The sequence below is a fragment of the Pseudomonas helmanticensis genome, assembly GCF_900182985.1.
Lineage (GTDB): Bacteria > Pseudomonadota > Gammaproteobacteria > Pseudomonadales > Pseudomonadaceae > Aquipseudomonas > Aquipseudomonas helmanticensis.
In genome coordinates this window covers 725,002-746,075 of sequence record NZ_FXUY01000001.1, presented here as the reverse complement: position 1 = coordinate 746,075, position 21,074 = coordinate 725,002, and the positions used below count along the sequence as shown (strand labels likewise).

Annotated in this window: 13 protein-coding genes (1 of these 13 running past the window's edge); 7 read left to right on the top strand and 6 right to left on the bottom strand. The window is 62.9% G+C overall.

Annotation, left to right across the window (positions count from 1 at the left end; all coding sequences use genetic code 11):
• Positions 1-201: 201 nt before the first annotated feature.
• The 4 genes from glcD to QOL84_RS03460 are packed head-to-tail and all read left to right on the top strand — an operon-like array spanning position 202 to position 4,398.
• The gene (gene glcD, locus QOL84_RS03475) at positions 202-1,701 is read left to right on the top strand and encodes a glycolate oxidase subunit GlcD (RefSeq protein ID WP_283436184.1); all 1,500 of its coding nucleotides are present in this window, start codon (positions 202-204) and stop codon (positions 1,699-1,701) included.
• Positions 1,701-2,759 (top strand): glycolate oxidase subunit GlcE, encoded by a 1,059-nt coding sequence (glcE, locus tag QOL84_RS03470; RefSeq protein WP_430458705.1) that lies wholly within the window; start codon positions 1,701-1,703, stop codon positions 2,757-2,759. The genes glcD and glcE overlap by 1 nt, the downstream gene beginning before the upstream one ends.
• 2 nt (positions 2,760-2,761) lie before the next feature.
• Complete coding sequence (gene glcF, locus QOL84_RS03465; RefSeq protein WP_283436183.1) at positions 2,762-3,997, top strand: glycolate oxidase subunit GlcF; 1,236 nt, start codon at positions 2,762-2,764, stop codon at positions 3,995-3,997.
• Positions 3,994-4,398 (top strand): heme-binding protein, encoded by a 405-nt coding sequence (locus tag QOL84_RS03460; protein ID WP_283436182.1) that lies wholly within the window; start codon positions 3,994-3,996, stop codon positions 4,396-4,398. The genes glcF and QOL84_RS03460 overlap by 4 nt, the downstream gene beginning before the upstream one ends.
• On the opposite strand, the gene QOL84_RS03455 is transcribed toward QOL84_RS03460, so the two are convergent.
• The 3 genes from QOL84_RS03455 to QOL84_RS03445 form a co-directional block, all read right to left on the bottom strand.
• The gene (locus QOL84_RS03455) at positions 4,395-5,321 is read right to left on the bottom strand and encodes a Gfo/Idh/MocA family protein (protein WP_283436181.1); all 927 of its coding nucleotides are present in this window, start codon (positions 5,319-5,321) and stop codon (positions 4,395-4,397) included. The two genes, QOL84_RS03460 and QOL84_RS03455, sit on opposite strands and share 4 nt — an antisense overlap.
• A 96-nt stretch (positions 5,322-5,417) precedes the next feature.
• Positions 5,418-6,758, bottom strand: a complete 1,341-nt coding sequence (locus QOL84_RS03450; RefSeq protein WP_283436180.1) for an ATP-binding protein — start codon at positions 6,756-6,758, stop codon at positions 5,418-5,420.
• Positions 6,755-7,465, bottom strand: coding sequence for a response regulator (locus QOL84_RS03445; RefSeq protein ID WP_283436179.1), 711 nt, complete (start codon positions 7,463-7,465; stop codon positions 6,755-6,757). The genes QOL84_RS03450 and QOL84_RS03445 overlap by 4 nt, the downstream gene beginning before the upstream one ends.
• Before the next feature lie 163 nt (positions 7,466-7,628).
• Between QOL84_RS03445 and QOL84_RS03440 the strand changes: the two genes are divergently transcribed.
• From QOL84_RS03440 to QOL84_RS03430, 3 genes are all read left to right on the top strand, one after another.
• Entirely contained in the window at positions 7,629-7,943 is a 315-nt protein-coding gene (locus QOL84_RS03440; protein WP_283436178.1) for a hypothetical protein, read from the top strand.
• Positions 7,943-8,611, top strand: coding sequence for a DUF3313 domain-containing protein (locus QOL84_RS03435; protein ID WP_283436177.1), 669 nt, complete (start codon positions 7,943-7,945; stop codon positions 8,609-8,611). The genes QOL84_RS03440 and QOL84_RS03435 overlap by 1 nt, the downstream gene beginning before the upstream one ends.
• Positions 8,612-8,790: 179 nt before the next feature.
• Complete coding sequence (locus QOL84_RS03430) at positions 8,791-9,540, top strand: helix-turn-helix transcriptional regulator (RefSeq protein ID WP_283436176.1); 750 nt, start codon at positions 8,791-8,793, stop codon at positions 9,538-9,540.
• Positions 9,541-9,720: 180 nt separating this feature from the next.
• Here the strand turns inward: QOL84_RS03430 and QOL84_RS03425 are convergent, their stop codons facing one another.
• The 3 genes from QOL84_RS03425 to QOL84_RS03415 all read right to left on the bottom strand — a co-directional run.
• Positions 9,721-11,679 (bottom strand): MacB family efflux pump subunit, encoded by a 1,959-nt coding sequence (locus QOL84_RS03425; protein WP_283436175.1) that lies wholly within the window; start codon positions 11,677-11,679, stop codon positions 9,721-9,723.
• A gap of 2 nt (positions 11,680-11,681) precedes the next feature.
• Positions 11,682-12,830 carry a macrolide transporter subunit MacA gene (gene macA, locus QOL84_RS03420; RefSeq protein ID WP_129394307.1) on the bottom strand — a complete coding sequence of 383 codons (1,149 nt, stop codon included), beginning with the start codon at positions 12,828-12,830 and terminating at the stop codon, positions 11,682-11,684.
• A 66-nt stretch (positions 12,831-12,896) separates the two neighbouring features.
• Positions 12,897-21,074, bottom strand: partial view of a non-ribosomal peptide synthase/polyketide synthase gene (locus QOL84_RS03415; RefSeq protein WP_283436174.1) — the end only. 9,666 nt of this gene lie beyond the right edge of the window; the window shows 8,178 of its 17,844 coding nt (coding positions 9,667-17,844); its start codon lies off the right edge, out of view — the gene reads right to left on this strand; its stop codon occupies positions 12,897-12,899.

Sequence of the window (21,074 nt, the reverse complement as noted above, 5' to 3'; positions counted from 1 at the left end):
CCGTCACCTCCATGGTTAGCAATAGCATCGCATCTTGTTGTTTTAAAAGCCCAGAAAGGCCTTGTACGAAAAACCCGGCGAAAAGAACTGGTTCGACCAGTGCCGGACAACTGGACAGTATTGCCCGTGCGCCCAATGATGCAAGCACGCCCATTTGGCGTCGGCCTGTCAAAAACAATAACCAAGGGTTGCCTGCCCGCGATGAATATTCTCTACGACGAACGCGTTGATGGCGTGCTTCCGGCCTCCGATAAACCCGCATTGCTCAGTGCGCTGCGGGCGCAAATGCCGGAGCTGGAAATCCTCGACAGCGAGGAACAGTTGAAACCGTACGAATGCGACGGTTTGTCGGCCTACCGCACGACGCCAATGCTGGTGGTGCTGCCACGCGAAATCGAACAAGTCGCGACCATCCTCAAGATCTGTCATCAACAACGCGTGCCGGTGGTGCCGCGCGGCGCCGGCACCGGTCTGTCCGGTGGTGCCCTGCCCCTGGAGAAAGGCGTGCTGCTGGTGATGGCGCGCTTCAACCGGATTCTCGAAATCAACCCCGCTGGACGATTTGCCCGCGTGCAGCCCGGCGTGCGCAACCTGGCGATTTCCCAGGCGGCCGCACCGCATGGTTTGTATTACGCGCCGGATCCGTCTTCGCAGATCGCCTGTTCCATCGGCGGCAATGTCGCGGAAAACGCCGGTGGCGTGCACTGCCTGAAATACGGTCTGACCGTGCACAATCTGCTCAAGGTCGAAATGCTAACGGTCGATGGCGAGTGCCTGACGCTCGGTTCCGACGCACTGGACTCACCCGGTTTCGATCTGCTCGCACTGTTCACCGGCTCCGAAGGCATGCTCGGGGTGATCACCGAAGTCACGGTCAAACTGCTGCCGAAACCGCAAACCGCAAAAGTCCTGCTCGCAGCGTTCGACTCGGTGGAAAACGCCGGACGCGCGGTCGCTGACATCATTGCCGCCGGGATCATTCCGGGCGGCCTGGAGATGATGGACAACCTCGCCATCCGCGCCGCCGAGGACTTTATCCATGCCGGATATCCGGTCGACGCCGCAGCAATCCTGCTGTGCGAACTGGATGGCGTCGAAGCCGATGTCGACGACGACTGCCAGCGCGTGCGTCAGGTGCTGCAACACGCCGGCGCCACCGAACTGCGTCAGGCCAGGGACGAGGCCGAGCGCGTGCGTTTCTGGGCCGGACGCAAGAATGCCTTCCCTGCTGTCGGCCGCCTGTCGCCGGATTATTACTGCATGGACGGCACCATCCCGCGCCGCGAGCTGCCCGGTGTGCTGCAGGCGATTGCCGACTTGTCCGCCGAATACGCTTTGCGCGTGGCCAACGTTTTCCATGCCGGTGACGGCAACATGCATCCGCTGATTCTGTTTGATGCCAACCAGCCCGGCGAGCTGGATCGCGCGGAAGCCCTCGGCGGCAAGATCCTCGAATTGTGCGTCAAGGTCGGCGGCAGCATCACCGGCGAACACGGTGTCGGCCGCGAGAAAATCAACCAGATGTGCGCGCAGTTCAGCAGCGATGAATTGACCCTGTTCCATGCCGTCAAAGCAGCATTCGACCCCGGCGGCCTGCTCAATCCCGGGAAGAATATTCCGACCCTGCACCGCTGCGCCGAATTCGGTGCGATGCATGTCCACCACGGTCAGTTGCCCTTCCCCGATCTGGAGCGTTTCTGATGATCAGTGAACATGGCCACGACGCTGCCGCCGAGCTGCTGCAACAGGTGGAGCAGGCGCTGCATGACAACCTTGCGTTGCGCATCCAGGGCGGCAACAGCAAATCCCGTCTGGGCCGCGAGAGCCACGGCGAGTTGCTCGATACTCGTGTGCATCGCGGCATCGTCAGCTACGACCCGACTGAACTGGTGATCACCGCACGCGCCGGCACGCCGTTGGCCGAACTGAATGCCGCCCTCGACGCCGCCGGGCAAATGCTGCCATGCGAGCCGCCACACAGCGAGGACGGCGCCACTGTCGGCGGCATGCTCGCTGCCGGGTTGTCCGGGCCGCGCCGTCCCTGGGCCGGCTCGGTGCGCGATTACGTACTGGGGACGCGGGTCATTACCGGCCACGGCAAACATCTGCGTTTTGGCGGCGAAGTGATGAAAAACGTCGCCGGCTACGATGTCTCGCGGCTGATGGCCGGCAGTTTTGGTTGTTTGGGATTGCTCACCGAAGTCTCGCTGAAAGTGCTGCCGAAACCGCGTCACAGCCTGAGCATTGCCCTGGACATCAGCAGCGAACGCGCGCTGCTCAAACTCGCCGAATGGGGCCAGCAACCGATTCCGATCAGCGCCGCCAGCCACGACGGGCAACGCTTGCATCTGCGTCTGGAAGGCGGTGAGGGTTCGGTGACGGCGGCGCATGACCGCCTCGGGGGTGAACTTTTGGACGCGGCGTACTGGGCCGATCTGAATGCTCAGCGCCTGGCCTTTTTTGCCGATCCACGGCCGCTCTGGCGCCTGTCAGTGCCGACTCACACGGGCCCGTTGAGCCTGCCCGGTGAACAACTGATCGATTGGGCCGGAGCGCAGCGCTGGCTGAAATCCGCTGCCGACGCCACGACGATCCGCGCCATCGCCACCCAGGCCGGCGGTCACGCCAGTTGCCATGCAAACTGCGCACAACCGTTCCAGCCGCTCGCACCGGCGTTACTGCGCTATCAGCAAGCGCTGAAGACGCAATTGGACCCGCAAGGGATTTTCAACCCGGGCCGAATGTACGCAGAGATCTGATCATGCAAACCACCCTGAGCGAACAATCCCTGCGCCTGGCACGCGCCGCAGAAGCCGAAAGCATTCTGCGCAGCTGCGTGCATTGCGGTTTCTGCAATGCCACGTGCCCGACCTACCAACTGCTCGGCGATGAGCTGGATGGCCCGCGCGGGCGGATTTACCTGATCAAGCAAGTGCTCGAAGGCAATGCCGTCAGCGCCACCACCCAACAACATCTCGACCGCTGCCTGTCCTGCCGCAATTGCGAGACCACCTGCCCGTCCGGTGTCGACTATCACAACCTGCTCGACATCGGCCGTGCGCTGGTCGATGCAGCGGCACCGCGCAGTACCGGCCAGCGTCTGTTGCGCCAGGGTTTGCGCAGCGTGCTGCCCAACCCGTGGTTGTTCAAACCGTTGCTGAGCCTCGGCGAACAACTGCGTCCATTGTTGCCACAGACCCTGCAAATGAAGTTGCCGCGACACCTTGCGCCGGCCAGACCGAGGCCGACACGAACGCAAGCCCGCCGCATGCTGATGCTTGAAGGCTGCGTACAAACCAGCCTGTCGCCGAACACCAACGCCGCGGCCGCGCGGGTGCTCGACCGTCTGGGCATCAGCATCACGCCGATCAGCGAGGCCGGTTGCTGCGGCGCGATCGACTATCACCTCGACGCCCAACAGGCCGGACTGCAGCGCGCGCGGCGCAATATCGATGCGTGGTGGCCGGCGATCGCAAGCGGTGCCGAGGCGATCGTGCAGACCGCCAGCGGTTGCGGCGCGTTCATCAAGGACTACGCGCACCTGCTCGAACATGATCCGGCCTACGCGATGAAAGCCGCCAAAGTCAGTGCGATCAGCAAGGATCTGGTGGAGATTCTGCTGGCCGAACCACTGGAACAACTGCTTGTAGCGCATAACGATCAGCGTCTGGCGTTCCATTGTCCGTGCACGCTTCAGCACGCGCTGAAACTCGGTGGCGCGGTGGAAAGTGTTTTGACCCGGCTGGGATTTCATCTCACACCAGTGCCCGACAGTCATTTGTGCTGTGGTTCCGCCGGTACCTATTCGATCACCCAGCCGGCACTTTCGCGGCAATTGCGCGACAACAAGATCAATGCACTGGAAAGCGCTTCACCGAGCCTTATCGTCACCGCCAACATTGGTTGCCAGGTTCACCTCGACAGCGCTGGCCGCACGCCGGTCAGGCACTGGATCGAAGTGGTTGAAGAGTCCCTTCACGCGCAGGAAAAAGCATGAACAGCAAATTCGTCTTGAGCCAGAAAGAAGTGGCGCTGATCCTCGCCGCCGGGCGCACCGAAGCGCAGCGCAACCAATGGCCGGTGAGCATTGCCGTGGTCGACGATGGCGGGCATTTATTGGCGCTTGAGCGCCTCGACGGTTGTGCGCCGATTGGCGCTTACATCTGCATGGAAAAGGCCCGCACTTCAGCCCTCGGCCGTCGTGAATCGAATGTCTATGAAGAGATGGTCAACAACGGCCGTCACGCGTTTCTCTCGGTGCCGCTGCTGACCTCGCTTGAAGGCGGCGTGCCGATCATTGTCGATGGACAAGTGATCGGCGCGGTGGGTGTGTCCGGGGTCAAATCCGCGCAGGACGCGCAGATTGCCAAGGCTGCGGTCCTCGCGCTGCAAGGCTAGTCGTAGAACGGTTCGACCGCTTCGCGACTGCCGACAAAAAAGCTGTCCGCGACCAAGCGCAAGGGTTGCAGGTCGAGGTCACTGGCGCGGTCGCCGATCAGCTGTTGGAAGTGCCGGTACACCGCCGCGTATTCGCCCTCCTCCGAGACAGCTTGCGGCACGCCGTCGATGCTCAACAGTGCACCACCATTGTCCAGGCGCAAAACGCCTTCAACGCAACGAATCTCGATGCTCCAGAGTTCGTCGTGACCGTGGTCGAAATCGAATTCGGCGCGCACCTCTAGCTGACGCGCGTCGGACATCTTGATCGACGCAGCAATCGGCGACTGGCAATTGCCGGGCACGCGCAGTTCGGCGGATTCGACAAACAGCGGCAGCGCCAGCAGGTGCGTGGCGATCGACAAGGCGTTGATGCCCGGATCGAACACGCCGAGGCCGCCGGGTTGCCAGATCCAGGCCTGGCCCGGGTGCCATTTGCGCACGTCTTCCTTCCAGTCGATCTGCACGCTTTGCAAAGTGCGCGAGGCGAGCCAGTCACGAGCGGCGGCGATGCCCGGCGCATAACGCGAATGCCAGGCAAACAAGCCGCTGACGCCTTGCGCCGCCACCTGATCAACCAGCGCCATGGCTTCGCCCAGCGTTGCACAGGGCGGTTTTTCCACCAGCACATGTTTGCCGGCCGCCAGCGCTTCTTGCACCAGCGCAAAACGCCCTTGCGGAGGGGTGCAAAACGCAATCGCATCGACCGCCGGGCCGTTAGCCAGCAACTCGCTCAGCGACTGGAAGTTTTCCACCCCGGCGCAGGGCTTGCCCTGGGTGGCGACAGACACCAACTGGAACGCCGGATTGGCGAGAATGGCAGGCACGTGTTGATCCTGGGCAATCTTGCCGTAACCCACCAGACCGAGACGGATCGGTTGCATCGGTAACTCCTGTTGTTGTTCTTGTATTGAAATGCGTGGCGCCAAGAGTACGTGCTTCTGCACCGTGGCTCCATCAGCCAATGGTCGCTGACCGCCTCAATCGAACAGGTCGCGAGGCAGCTCGACCCGCGCCACCAGGCCACCGCCACTGCGATTGCGCAAGGTCAGCTCACCGCCCTGCTCGCGCACGATCGCCTGCGCAGCCGAAAGGCCCAGCCCGACGCCGCCGGTATCACGATTGCGCGAGGCTTCAAGGCGATAGAACGGATCGAACACCCGTTGCAACGCTGATTCGGGAATCCCCGGCCCTTGATCGCGCACCTCGATGCGGATCGTATGGTCGTCGCCGCTCAGCGCGATGCTCGGTTGCTGCGCGTATTTGGCGGCGTTTTCCAGCAAATTGACGATCACCCGTTTGATGCCCAGCGGTCGTCCCTCATACACCAGATGCGCGGGGCCACTGAAGTCGACTGTCAGATGCTGGTCGCGGTAATCGTCGATGATGGTTTGCAGCAACTCCGACAGGTCGAACGCGGTGGGCTGCTCGCGGTGAGTGTCCTCGCGAAAGAACGCCAGCGCGGCGTTGATCATCGACTGCATTTCTTCGACATCTCGGATCAGTTTGTGCTGATGATCGAGGTCTTCCATGAACTCGCTGCGCAAGCGCATGCGGGTCAGCGGCGCGCGCAGATCGTGGGAAATGGCCGCGAGCATGTGCGTGCGCTCGGCGATGAAATGCTGGATCTGCGCCTGCATGGTGTTGAAGGCGATGATCGCCTGACGTATTTCGTCCGGCCCTTCGACGTGGATCGGCGGCGCCCGCAAGTCGCTGCCGAAACGCCGGGCGGCGCTGGCAAAACGCTGCAGCGGAGTGGCCAACTGGCGCGTAGCGAACCATGCCACCAGCAAGGTGGCGATCAATCCGAGGGCGATGACCACCGCGATTCGCGTGCCAACGTCGAGGCCCCAACTGCGTTGCGGCGGCGTGAACGACAACCAGCTGCCATCGACCAACTGCACCAGCGCAACGTAATGCGCGCGCGGGCTGTCGCGCGGAAAGTCATCGGGGCTGAACACTTCGATCTCACGGTCGTCGCCGAGCTGTTGTTGCATCACCGGCCCTCTGCCCGCTTCGATTTGCGTGCCAATCGCAGGCAGGTCGAAGTCGGTGCGCCGGGCGTTCCAGACCACCTTCAGCATCGAGTTGCTGGCTGCGCTGGCCAGTTGCGGGCGCAGCGCCGTCGGGGCGGCTTCGATCAGCCGCGTGGTCACGGCAATCTGTTCGAGCAGGCCGGTGCGTTCAATCGGCGGGCGCGCCCAGATCCCGGCGACCTGCACGAATAAGGCATTGAGCGCCAGTGACGCCAGCATCGCCGCAAGAATGGTCAGGGCTATTCGCCGGCGCAGGGTGTCGCGACGCAACAGACGGCGGATCACGAGCGGCTGACCTTGGCGGTGAACATGTAGCCGCCATTGCGCACGGTGCGGATCAGGTCCGGGCGTTTGCTGTCGGGTTCGATCTTGCGCCGCAGGCGACTGACCTGGACATCGATGCTGCGATCAAACGCGTCGTGGCCTTCGCCATGCGTCAGGTCGATCAATTGTTCGCGGGTGAGAATGCGTTGCGGATGGTCGAGAAATACCACCAACAGGTCGAACTCACCAGCGGACAACGGGATCATCACCTGCTCCGGCGAGCGTAACTCGCGACAGGTGATATCCAGGTGCCAACCGGCGAAGGCAATCACCGGTCGCGGGCGTTCACTGGGCGGACTTGGCTGCTCGCCGGCCCGCCGTTGCAAGGCGCGCACCCGGGCGAGCAATTCGCGCGGTGCGAAAGGCTTGGCCAGGTAATCGTCGGCGCCAAGTTCCAGGCCGACGATGCGATCGCTGAGCTCGGCCATGGCCGTGAGCATGATGATCGGAATGCCCATCTGTGCACGGATTTTCTGGCACAGGCTCAGGCCGCCTTCGCCGGGCAGCATGACGTCAAGGATGATCGTGTCCGGACGCTGCTGCGCGATGGCCGCCCACATTGCCACGCCATCGGGCGCGACATCGACCTCGTAGGCGTGCTGAACGAAGAACTTCTTCAGCAGGGACAGCACTTCCACGTCGTCATCGACGAACAGCAATCTGCTCACGGTCACAAGATCCAAAGGCCAGAAAAGAGCGCATCTAAAACCATTTCGCCGTCCCGGTCATTTATTTCAATCGCGCAACATTCCTACCGCGCCGACAACAATCGGACATTCCCCGGCAATCCTCCTCGGGCACTCTGCGGGTAATTCATCGCAGGGGGCTCCCATGAAGGAATTCAATCAGAGGCACACCGCCGAGGGCCGCGCCAGCCATCGTCCATTGATCCTCAGCCAGCGCACCACGGCACCCGGGCACGGTACGCCGATTCTGTTTCAGGAGGCATGCCTGGGCCTGACCGGCAATCAGGAGCGCATCGTCCTGCGCCGCTACTTCGAACAATTCAGCCCGGACAGCGCGCACTGGGTCGAATACGTGCATTCGATCCCGGTCGCCGACCTGGTGAACTGGATCATGCGCCACGGCCAGTTGCACATCGAGTGCTCGGACAACACAGCGCCAGCCCACAAGGAAAGCCATTGATGCTCAGTAATTTCTCCAGGTCGCTGGTGCTTTCCGCCACCTTGAGCTTGCCGGCCTGCAGCAGTAAAACCGTCGAACCGAAGTTGTACAGCGGATTTCTGCATGACTACAGCGTGTTGAGCGAACGCCAGTCGCCGTCGGGGCAGCCGGTACTTGGCTGGGTCAGCCCGGCATTGGCCCGAGGCCGTTATACCCAAGCCTATCTGGCGCCGAGCCAGTTCTACCCGAGCGTTGCGCCGACCGCGCGGATTCCGCTGAGCACGTTGTCTGGCGTGACCGAGTATTACGACGCGGCGCTCAGGCAGGAACTGGGCAAAGTCATGCGGCTGGTATCGTCACCCGGACCGAATACGCTGATCGTGCGCCCGGCGATTACCCGGGTCGCCACCCGCACCCAGGGTTTGCGTTTTTTTGAATGGCTGCCGGTCACCCTGGTCGCTGCGGGCGTGAGCACTGCCGCCGGCATTCGCGACCAGGACAGCGAAATCGCCACGGAAGTGTCATTCGAGGATGGTTCGACCGGTGAGGTGGTTGCCGAAGTGATTCGCAAGGGCACCGGCGTGCCGCTGGAGAACGATAAACAGGTGCTTAGCGCCGATGACGTCAAGGTCGTGCTGGACGGCTGGGCCGGCGATCTGGGCAAATCCTACGTGGCGCTGCGCAAGTAAACGGCCGTCGGCAAGGCGAGGTGTGCGTCTGTTATGAACTAATAACCTCTTCATTAAGCGATCGCTGAAACGTTGTACTAGGATAGGATCCAATTCCCGAGGCGTTTTTACCGGTCAAGGAGCTTCACCCCGGCGCCTGCGGGACACGAGCCGCCCATTGCAACTCATGGATGAATGACATGAACTCACACCTGTTCCCGCAGATTGGCAAAGTCATTGCCAGCACCGGCAGCCGGCATTTTCCGCGCATGCTGCACGACCTGATCCTCACTCAACTGGCGGTGGACGCCACGCACATCCGCCAGATGCGCGTCGAGCCGGTCAGCCGCGCAGCCCATCGCAGCGGCCCGGAACCGCTGAAAGAGCCAGCCTTGCTCGCCGAAACCCTGTTCTCCGAACACAGCGCGGCGGCCAGTCACGATCTGCCGCCGCCGGAGTCAGCCAGCGTCTCCGATGCCTCGCAACTGCACCTGAGCCGCCGCAAAGACGGTTTTCGCTACGTGATTTCGGTGTACCGCAACGGCCAGTCGCAACGTTTTTCCGCGCAGGAGCGCAGCCTGTTACAGGACATCTCCCCGGTGCTGCTGCCGATGGTCGAGAAACACATCAACGCCGTACAACCCGCCAGCCCTGACGCCGAAAGCCCCAGTGAACCCCCAGAGGGCACCGGCCTGGAAACCCTGCGCCTGCGCTTCAGCGAGCGCTTGCAGCAATTGGGCCTGGGCCTGTCGAATCGTGAAACCGAGGTGTGCATCGGCCTGCTCGCCGGGCGCACGGCCCCGGAACTGGCCGAGCAGTTGCAACTGAAGGTCAACACGGTGGAAAGCTATCTCAAGCGGGCAGCGATCAAATTGGGCATCAGTGGCCGACATTCGCTGATGCGCTGGATGTATTCACCGCAGGAAACCTCGGCATCGAGCGCGGCCTGATAACCCTGCAAAAATCGCTGTTTGATAACGCCGCTATTGATCGTTCCCACGCTCCGCGTGGGAATGCAGCCCGTGACGCTTCGCGTCACTGGACGCAGAGCGTCCCTAGAGGCATTCCCACGCGGAGCGTGGGAACGATCAACGCAGAGCGTGGGAACGATCAACAACAAGCGCGGGCTATCAGTCGCGGGCGAGCGCTTCGATCGGGTCGAGGCGCGAGGCGTTGCGCGCCGGGACGAAGCCGAAGACGATGCCGATCAGCGTCGAGCAGATCACCGCCGTGAGCACCGAGGTCAGCGAGAAAACCATCTCCCACTCCTTGATAAACAGCGAAAACAGATGCCCGATGGCATACGACAGCGAAATGCCGATCGCCCCGCCCAACAGGCAGACCATCACCGCCTCGACCAGAAACTGCTGACGAATATCCGACTGCCGCGCCCCCACCGCCATGCGAATGCCGATCTCCCGCGTACGCTCGGTTACCGAAACCAGCATGATGTTCATCACCCCGATACCGCCGACCACCAGCGAAATCACCGCAATCAACGACAACAGCAAGGCCAGCGAACGACTGGTTTTCTGCACCGTCTGCAACACGCTGTCGAGGTTGTTGGTGAAGAAATCCTTGCTGCCGTGGCGTTGCAACAACAGCTGCGTGACATGTTCTTCAACCACCTTGCTCGGCTGGCCGTCCTTCATGCGCACGCTGATACTGTCCAGATAACGCTGGCCCAACACCCGCCCGGCGGCCGTTTCGTAAGGCACCCAGACGTTAAGGGTCTTGCCCGAGGCAAACAGGCTTTTATCCGGCGCCGCGACGCCGATCACCGTGCACGGCAGGTTGCCGATCAGGATCACCTGGCCCAGCGGATCGACATCCTGCCCGAACAAGCGCTGACGGGTGTTGTGATCGATCACCACGACTTGCGCCTGGCGTCGCGCATCGCTTTCGCTGAACGCAATGCCCGCCGCCATCTTGATCCCGCGCACCTTGAAATACTGATCGCTGACCCCGTTGACCTGCGCATCCAGATCGATATTGCGGTAGCGCAGCAACAGACTGCGGCCGATCATCGGCGTGGCGCTGTCGACGTAATACAGCTGATTCAGGGCTGTGACATCGGCCGGCGTCAGGGTTTCGATGGCCGCTGCACGCTTGTCACCGTAACTGCTACCGGGATAGACATCGATGGTGTTGCTGCCAATCGCCGCGATGTCCTTGAGCACGTAGTTCTTGGCGCCCTCGCCGACCGCCGAGATCGACACCACCGAGGTGATGCCGATGACAATGCCGAGCATCGTCAGCAAGGTGCGCATGCGGTGCGAGATCAACGCGACCCAGGCCATGCTGAAAGCTTCCTTGAACAGGCCGAGGCTGGCGACCAGACGCCGTGAAGCGGTGGCTTTCGGCGCCACCGGCTCATCGCTGAGCAAGTGCGTGGTGTCGCGTTCGTTGGCGCGGTCGCTGAGGATTTCACCGTCGCTGACTTCGATGATGCGCTCGGCGTTGGCCGCGACTTTCGGGTCGTGGGTCACCAGAATCACCGTGTGCCCGGCCGCGTGCAGCTCCAGCAGGATGCGCATCACCTCTTTGCCGCTGGCCGTGTCGAGCGCGCCGGTGGGCTCGTCGGCGAGGATCACTTCGCCGCCATTCATCAACGCTCGGGCGATACTCACCCGCTGCTGCTGGCCACCGGACAACTGGCTCGGCCGATGCGTCAGGTGGCCTTCCAGGCCCAGCCGCGCCAACAGCTCGCGGGCGCGGGCATGGCGTTGCAACTGTGGCGTACCGGCATAAATCGCCGGCATCTCGACGTTGTGCATCGCACTCAGGTGCGGCAGCAAATGGTAGCGCTGGAAGATGAAGCCGAAGTAGTCGCGGCGCAGTTCGGCCAGCGCCTGATTGTCCAGGTCGCGGGTTTCCTGACCATTGATTTTGTAGCTGCCGGCGGTGGCGTAATCGAGGCAACCGAGGATGTTCATCAGCGTTGACTTGCCAGAGCCGGAAGCGCCAATGATCGCGACCATTTCCCCGGCATGGATCGTCAGGTTGATGTTGTTCAGCGCGAGAAATTCACGGTCACCAGCGGTGAAACTGCGGGTGATGCCGGTGAGCTGTAACAGTGGCTCAGTCATGTTCAGGCTCCCGCCACGTTGGTCAGCGGATCACCGATCACCACCCGATCGCCTTCAGCCAGACCGCCATTGATCTGCACTTTGACGTTGTTGTTGATCCCGGTCTGCACATTGCGCGACTGCGCGTGGCCCTTGGCGTCGAGTACGCGCACCGGGAAACTGCCATCGGCATTGCGCGGGCCGAGCGCCGCCACCGGCACGGTCAGCACAGCCTTGGCGGTGTCGAGGACGATACGCACCTGCGCGGTCATCGAAATACGCAGGCGATGGTCAGGGTTTGGCACCTCGAACAAGGCGTTGTAGAACACTGCGCTGCTTTGCTTCGGCGTGCCGGCGGGCGGCGTTTCGAGAAAGTTCTGTGGCGCAGGATCGGTGCCGCGCAGTTTCGCGTAGTAGCGTTTGTCCTCGCCGAGAATAGTGAAATACACCTCCTGCCCCGGCGCGATATGAATCACATCGGCCTCCGAGACCTGCGCCTTGACCGTCATGGTGTCCAGATCCGCCAGTTTCAGCAGGACCGGCGCCAGTTGGCTGGCGATGACTGTCTGGCCTTCCTGAGTGACCACGCCGACCACGTCGCCATCGATCGGCGCGACAATCCGTGTGTAGGCCAGATTGACCTTGGCGGTGTCGATCTGGATGTGCGCACTTTTGATCTGCGCATCCAGCGACATCAGGTTGGCCTGCTGCACCTGATAGTTCGACTCGGCGGTTTCGAAATCCTGGCGCGAGATCGACGCATCCTCCTGCAGGTTCTGATAGCGCTCGTAAATCGCCTTGGTCTGTTTGAGCTGGGCCTGCGTGGCGCGTTTCTGCGCCTGCAGATTTTCCTCATCGACCTGAGCCTGGCGCAGGGTGTTCTGCAGCACCAGCGGATCGATCTCCGCCAGCCACTGGCCTTTTTTCACCTTGTCGCCGACCTTGACCTTCAGCGACTTCAGCTGACCCGAGACCTGCGCACCGACGTCAACCTGCTTGATCCCTTCGAGTACGCCGGTGGCCAGCACCGCGTTCTCGATGTCATCGCGCGCGACCGTGGCGGTCAGGTACTGCGGCGCCTCCGCCGGCGCCTGCACCGTGTAGAACACCAACCCCGCCACCACCGCCAACGCCAAACCCATACCGACTTTGCGCCACTTCGACTTTTCCATAAATGCCCACAAGTCCGTTCAGGATCGAGCCCGGCGCGACGCCGGGCTCTGCTAGATAAACAACAATCAGGACAATATTTCGCCCGCCGGCACTTTCCGTCCGTCATGCCACCACGCCGCGAAACTGAAGACGTTGGGCGCCTTGAGAATCGTGAAATGGTTGCCCGGCCCGTACCACACCGCCAGATCCGCGACCTGGCGCTGCCAACCCTCAACCATCGCCGCTTGCTCGCGCTGATTGCCCCACGCATCCAGCGTCGGGTCATCGACCAGCGCCAGCCGCACCGGCCCGGTGTAGGCCAATTGCGGTTGATAGACCGTGCGCAGTGCCGTGGCGAAAGTGCGGACCGGGCCGTGCATCGCCTGCTCCGATGACCGCGCCGACAACACACCGGCGCGCACCATGCCTTGGTGCAACAGGCGCATTTGCGCAGACTCGTCAGCCTCGGCAAACGCTTGCGGATCGATGCCCAGAGACTTGCCGCTGGACAGCTGCAACGTCTCGATCAAACGTTGCAGCGCGGCGGTCGTCGTGTACGGTTTGCCCGCCGTGCCGTTGCCACCGGGGGCTTCGCTGTCGATCAGGGTCAACGACGCCACTTCACGTCCGGCCGCCTGCAACTGCGCGGCCATGGCATGCACGACCCAGCCGCCGAACGAATGGCCGATCAGGTGCACCGCGCCTTGCGGATACAACTGCTCGACGGCGTGCAGATAACACCGCGCCGCCGCCTCGACCTGACTGTGCGGCACGCCGCTGCCATCGAGCCCGCGCGGTTGCAGACCGAAAATCGGCCATTCCGGGCCGAGTGCTTCGGTCAGGTGAATGAAGCCGGTGACACTGTCGCCCGCCCCCGGCACGCAGAAGATCGGCGCATGCCCGGGGTGCCCGCTCTGGATCGTCAACAGTGGCTGATAGGCCTGTGGCTGCGGAGCCTGCGCCGCCGCCATGGCCTGACTCAGGGCATGGCCGAGTGCCTCGATATCCGGGGTTTTCATCATGCTACGGTGGTCACCCGGTACATCGATGCAGTGCAGCAAACCTGGGGCGACCTTGGTCTCCCAGCCTCGGGTCGGACTCGGTTGTGCCTGCCCCGGCATCAGCCCCTGAGCCCGGAACAGGTGCACCGGCTGACTGGCCGGGGCGAGCCGGTAATGCGCCAGCGCCAGGCCATGGGCGGCCTCACGATCAAAGTAACTCCAGGATTCCGCTGCGCTCAGTGCAGCCAGTTCCGGGTCCGGCAATTGCTGTTCGCAGCAGCGCCGAAACAAATCGTCGAAGGCAATAAGTTCGACTTCCGCCTCCAGCGTCTCTACCTCAGTCAACGCTTGTTGCCCTTCTGCACCGCGCATCTGCGAACGCGCACGGCAATGTTCGAGCAATTGACGTTTGTCGCGATGCTCGCCACTCCAGCGGGTTTTATCCTGGCTGACCGGGTGCGGCGCGTAAGTATCGAGCAGGCCGACAAACGCCACGGCCTCATCGAGACCGAGCAGTTGCTGCGCGATTTCATAGGCCAGCAAGCCACCAAACGACCACCCGGCCAGACGATACGGCCCCTGCGGCTGCACCGAGCGGATGATCCCGACCATCCGCGCGGCCATGCATTCAAGGGTGCGCAGTTGCGGCTGCCTCAGCGGCACACCGGGCAAGCCGTAAATCGGGAACTGCCCGTCGATGTGCAAACCCAATGCCGGGAAATACACATCGCGGCCGCTGAACTCATGGATCAGGAACAGCGCATGACCGCCCTCTCCCGGTCGCACCACGACCAGTCCTTCCGGTTGCTCGGGAACGCCATTGCGCTGACTGATCAGCGCCGCCAGTGATTCGATGTTCGGCCGCTGGAACAGCTCCGCCAGCGTCACCTGCTGCCCTGCACGCTGCAACAGGTTGACCAGACGAATCGCCAGCAATGAATGCCCGCCCAATTCAAAGAAATTGTCGTGACGTCCGACCTGCTCGACATTCAGTACCTCGCCCCAAATGCGCGCCAGCACGGTTTCGACCTCGCCTTGGGGCGCTTCGTAGTGGCGGCTGAGCACCGCGTCGAGGCCCGGTGCCGGCAGCGCCTGACGGTCGATCTTGCCGTTGGGACTCAACGGCAAAACGTCGAGCGCGACAAACGCGCCCGGCACCATGTACTCGGGCAATTGTTCGAGGATGAACGCGCGCAGCGTGTCGATCGCCGGTACAGCACTGCCATTAACCGTAGTGAAATAGGCGACCAGACGCTCGTCACGCATCAACACCACCACCTCGCGCACATCCGGGTGCTGGATCAACCGCGCTTCGATTTCACCGAGTTCCAGGCGCAAGCCATGCAGCTTGACCTGGAAGTCATTGCGCCCGAGGAACTCGAGGTTACCGTCCGCGCGGTAACGCACCAGATCGCCGGTGCGGTACAAGCGATCACCGGCCACGAACGGACTGTCGATAAAGCGCTCGGCCTGCATCTGCGGCAGTCCCATATACCCTCGCGCCACGCCGACCCCGCCGATGTGCAACTGGCCGACGACGCCAAGTGGCACAACCTGATCATGCGCATCGAGTACATACAGGCGGGTGTTGCAGATGGCTTTACCGATCGGCAACTCCGATGTCGGCACGGCCATGTGCGGTTCCAGCGTCCATGCCGTGCTGTCGACCGTGGCTTCGGTCGGGCCATAGACGTTATGCAGGCGCACCCACGGCAGGTGCTGGCGCACAGCAGCGGCCAGCGCCGCCGTCAGTTCGCCGCCACCACAAAACACATCGGTGAGGCTGGTGCATTCACTGACCTCCTGCAGTTCAAGAAATTGCTGCAACAGTGCCGGCACAAACTTGACCACCGTAACCCGTTGCTGACGAATCACTTGCGCCAGATACGCCGGTTCACGGTGGCCGCCCGGCCGTGCCAATACCAGACGCACACCCGCCGTCAGCGGCCAGAAGAACTCCCACACCGAACCGTCGAAACTGAAAGGCGCCTTCTGCAACAGCGCGCCGTCTGTGGTCGGCGGGGAAATCTGCGAGCCCCAATGCACCAGATTGCACAGGCCACGATGCTCGAGCATCACGCCTTTTGGCGTGCCGGTCGAACCCGAGGTGTAGATCATGTAGGCCAGATTCGAAGCACTCAGGCCGGGAACTTGCGGATTGTTTTCCGACTGGTCATGCCAGCTGCATTGGTCGAAATCGATCAACAGCGCATCGGTCGCGGCGAACAGCGATCGGGTGGCGGTGTGTACCAATACCGCCGTCGGCGCGCAGTCCCTGAGCATGAAATCGATGCGCTCCGCCGGATAAGCCGGATCCAGCGGCACATACGCGCCACCGGCCTTGAGAATGCCAAGCAACCCCGCCACCAGATCTAGCCCACGCTCGACACACAGCGCCACCCGCGCATCCGGCCCAACGCCTTGCTCGCGCAGATGATGCGCGAGTCGATTGGCGCGGGCATTCAGTTGGCGATACGTCAGGCAGAGTTCGCCAGCTTGCACGGCGATGGCGTCTGGCTGACGCTGCACCTGTGCTTCGAACAGGCTTTGAATCGGCTGCTCGACCGGGCAATCGAGCGCAGTCGCATTGAACTCGCCGAGCAGGCGCTGCTGCTCATCCGCCGCCAGCAGATTGACCTGCGCCAGTTTCGCCTGGTCATCGCTGACCAGCGCCGCCAGCAAGCGCCGGAAGTAACCGACAAAACGCCGCACCGTCGACTCATCGAACAACGCCGTGGCGTAGCGCAGCGAGCCGCGGACGCCTTGCGCAGTTTCACCGAGGCTCAGCGACAGGTCGAACTTCACGAAGTGATTTTCCCCAGCGACACCTTCCAGCGTCAGGCCACCCAGTGCCAGGGCGGGCGCGACGCTACTGTCCCAGCTCAGCAGCGTCTGGAACAACGGTGTGTGGGCGAGGCTGCGCAGCGGCCGGGTGATTTCCACCACGTGCTCGAACGGCAGATCCTGATGCGCCTGCGCCGCCAAAGTCTGCGCCTTGACCCGCGCCAGCAGCGCCGCGCCGTTCAGATCGCCCGAGGTATCAATGCGCAGCGCCAGCGTATTGACGAACATACCGATCAAGCCTTCGATCTCGGCGCGGGTGCGGTTGGCCACCGGCGTGCCGACCACCACATCGGACTGTCCGGACAGGCGAGCGAGCAACATCGCCCAGGCGCTCATGATGACCATGTACGGCGTCACGGCGTGACGCTGACACAGCGCCTTGAGAGCAGCGCTGGTCTGTTCGTCCAGCACGATTTCGACACTGCCACCGTGGTGTTCCTGTTGTGCCGGACGCGGATGGTCAGTCGGCAGGCTCAACAAGGCTGGCGCTCCGGCCAGCGTCTGCTGCCAGTAATCGCTCTGGCGTTGCAACACCTCGCCGCTCAGCCAGCGCCTCTGCCACACCGCGTAGTCGGCGTATTGCAGGGCCAACGGCGGCAGCGGATCGTCCTCGCCGTGGCTGAACGCCTGATACAGCGCCATCAATTCGCGGGTCAGCACGCCCATCGACCAGCCGTCGGAGATGATGTGGTGCATCGTCAGCAACAGCACATGGTGATCATCGGCCAGACGTACCAGACGGCCACGAATCAGCGGTTCATCCTGCAAATTGAAAGGCCCGCGTGCTTCCGTGTCGAGCAGTGTGCGCAAGGCCTCGTCGCTCTGCGGGTGTTGGCGCCAATCTTCCTCAATCAGCGGCAAGCCACTGTCGACCGGGGCAATCAGCACCTGTGCTTCGTCGTTGAATTGCGCGAAACGGCTGCGCAGGGTTTCGTGGCGCGCGACGATCCGCGCCAGTGCCCGTTGCAGGGCCACGGCGTCGAGTCGGCCACGCAGGTGCAGGCCCAGAGGAATGTTGTAGGCGGTGTTGCCGCCGTCCATCTGCGCGAGGAACCACAAACGTTGCTGGGCGAACGACAGCGGCAACGCCTGATCACGCGGCGCCGGCAGAATCGGCGGCAAGCTGCTGCGTTCGGCCTGACCCAAGACCTCGGCGACCGCCGCCAGCTGCGGATTGGCGAACAGATCGGCCAGCGCCAGTTCCACACCCAATTGCTCGCGCACCTGGGACTGCATGCGCATCGCCAGCAACGAGTGGCCGCCGAGGTCGAAGAAGTTGTCGTGGCGGCCGACCTGTTCGACCTGCAACACCTCGGCCCAGACCTGTGCGAGGCTGATTTCCAGTGGATTGGCCGGCGCCTCGTAAACCCTACTGAGCAGCGCCTCCTGCGTCGGTGCCGGCAGTGCCTTGCGGTCGACCTTGCCGTTGTTGTTCAACGGCAACACATCGAGTTGCACCCACGCCGTCGGCACCATGTATTCCGGCAGTCGTGCGTGCAACTGTGCGTGCAGTTCGGCGCTGTCCAAGACGCCATCGTGCGCGGTGTAGTAAGCCACCAGACGCGTGGCGTCCTGACCGTCACGACGCGCCAGCACCACCGCCTCTTTGATCCCCGGGCAGTTCAGCAGGCGATTCTCGATTTCGCCCAGTTCGATGCGGAAGCCACGGATCTTCACCTGATCGTCGTTGCGGCCGATGCAGTCGAGTTGCCCCGGCGCCAGCCAGCGTGCGAGGTCGCCGGTGCGGTAGAGCAACGCGCCAGGCTTATCGCTGAACGGATCGCGGAGGAATTTCTCGGCGGTCAGATCCGGTCGGTTCAGGTAACCCAGTGCCACGCCCTGGCCGCCGATGTACAGCTCGCCGGTCACGCCCATCGGCACCGGTTGCTGGTATGCGTCGAGTACGTAGACCTGGGTGTTGCCGATCGGCCCGCCAATCGGCACGCTCTCGGCGTGTTCCGCCACTTCGCACACGGCAAAGGTTGTTGCGTAGGTGGTGGTTTCGGTCGGGCCGTAGCAATGCACGATGCGCAATGCGGGGGCCTCGGCCAGCAGACGCCGGAACGCCGCCGGATCGCCACGCTCACCGCCGCACAGCAGAATCCGCAGGCCTTTGAGCGCCTGCGGGATCAGTTGCACGTACTGGTTGAACAGCGCGGTGGTGACGAACAGGATCGTCGCGCCACTGGCGCTCAGTTCACGGCCGAAGGCATTCGGATCGAGCAGGGTTTGATGGTCGATGATCACCACGCGACCGCCATTGAGCAGCGGCCCCCAGATGTCCATGGTGCTCGCATCGAACGCCGGGTTCGAGGCGAACACGACGCGATCCTGCGCATTGAAATCGGCGTAACCGTTGTTGAGCACCAAGCGGCCAATGCCCCGGTGCGGCACCATCACCCCTTTCGGCGTGCCGGTGGAACCGGAGGTGTACATGATGTACGCCAGTGTTTCGGAAGACTGCACCAGATTGGGGTTATGCGTCGGCTGACCGTTGAGAGTCAGCGTGTCGAGATCGATGCGCGGCGCGGCGTAGTCGATGACTTCGCTACTCAAGGTCAGCAGCGCCAGCGCCTGACAGTCCTCGACCATGAACGCCTGACGCTCGCTCGGCGCATTGATGTCCAGCGGCACATAGGCCGCCGCGCACTTGGCAATGGCCAGTTGCGCCACCAGCAGTTCCAGCGAACGCGGCAGCAGGATCGCCACGTGGTCTCCCGGTTGTACGCCGTGTGCGATCAGGTGATGGGCCAGGCGGTTGGCCTGCGCGTTCAGCTCGAAGTAGCTCAGCGAATGCGCACCCTGCACCGCCGCCACGGCTTTTGGATGCGCCGCAGCCTGCTGCTGGAAAACCCCGTGCACGGTCAACGTTTGCGGGTAATCGCGCGCCGTGGCGTTGAAGTCACGCAGCAAGCGCTTGCGCTCATCCGCTGCCAGCAACGGCACCTGCTCCAACACCGTTTGATCACTGCTGATCATCGCCTCAAGCAAGCACTGCAAGTAGCCGATGTAGCGCTCGATCGTCGATGCATCGAACAGCACCGTGGCGTAGTTCAGCGAGCCGCGAATCACCCCGTTGACCTCGCCCAGTGTCAGCGTCAGGTCGAACTTGGCGACATCGCCCGGCCCGGCGACGCCCTCCAGTGTCAGCTCGCCGAGCGCCAGTTGCGGGCCGACGCTGCCGTCCCAGTTCAGTGTGGTCTGGAACAGCGGGCTGTGCGCCAGACTGCGCAGCGGTCGGGCGATTTCCACCACTTGTTCGAACGGCAGATCCTGATGCGCCTGCGCCGCCAGTGTCCGCGCCTTGACCTGCGCCAACAGCGCTTCGACGCTCACCGCGCCCGAGGTGTCGATGCGCAAGGCCAGCGTGTTGACGAACATGCCGATCAAGCCTTCGAGTTCAGCGCGGCTGCGGTTGGCCACCGGCGCACCGATCAGCACATCGGTCTGCCCGGACAGGCGACTCATCAGCGATGCCCAGGCGCTCATCACAGTCATGAACAGGGTCACGCCGTGACGTTGGCTCAAGGCCTTGAGCCCTGCACTCAGGCGCGGGTCCAGCAGCACGTCGACGTTGCCGCCGGTGTAATCCTGTTGCGCCGGTCGCGGACGATCGGTGGGCAGCGTCAACAAGGCCGGCGCGCCGTCGAGGGTCTGCTGCCAGTAATGGCTTTGCCGTTGCAATATTTCACCGCTGAGCCAGCGCCGCTGCCACACGGCGTAGTCGCCGTATTGCAGGGTCAGGGCTGGCAGCGGGTCAGGCTGACCCTGGCTGAACGCTTGATACAACGCCATCAGCTCAGCGGTCAGTACGCCCATCGACCAGCCATCGGCGACGATGTGATGCACGGTCAACAGCAGTACATGATGCTCGTCGGCCAGACGCACCAGTTGTCCGCGAATCAGTTGATCGTTCTGCAGATCGAACGCTGCCGAGGCTTCTTGCGCCATCAATCCCTGCAAGGTGAGTTCGCCTTGCAAGTCTTGGCGCAGGTCTTCCATGCGCAAGAGCAAACCGCTGTCGACCGGGGCAATCGACACCTGCGCGGTATCGTCGATGCGGATGAAACGGCTGCGCAGGGTTTCGTGGCGGGCCACGATCTGCGCCAGCGCCGCTTGCAGGGCATCGACGTCGAGGTGCCCGCGCAAGCGCAAGGCGACAGGGATGTTGTACGCCGAGTTGCCACCGGCCATCTGCGCCAGGAACCACAGGCGTTGTTGGGCGAAAGACATCGGCAGCGCTTGATCGCGCGGTGCCGGCACAATGTCCGCTAGCGTGCTGCGCCCGGCACGGTTCAATACTGCGGCGACGGCACTCAATTGGGCGTCGGCAAACAGCTCACTCAGCGCCAGTTCGACGCCGAGGCGCTGACGGATCAGCGAGACCATGCGCATCGCCAACAGCGAATGACCGCCAAG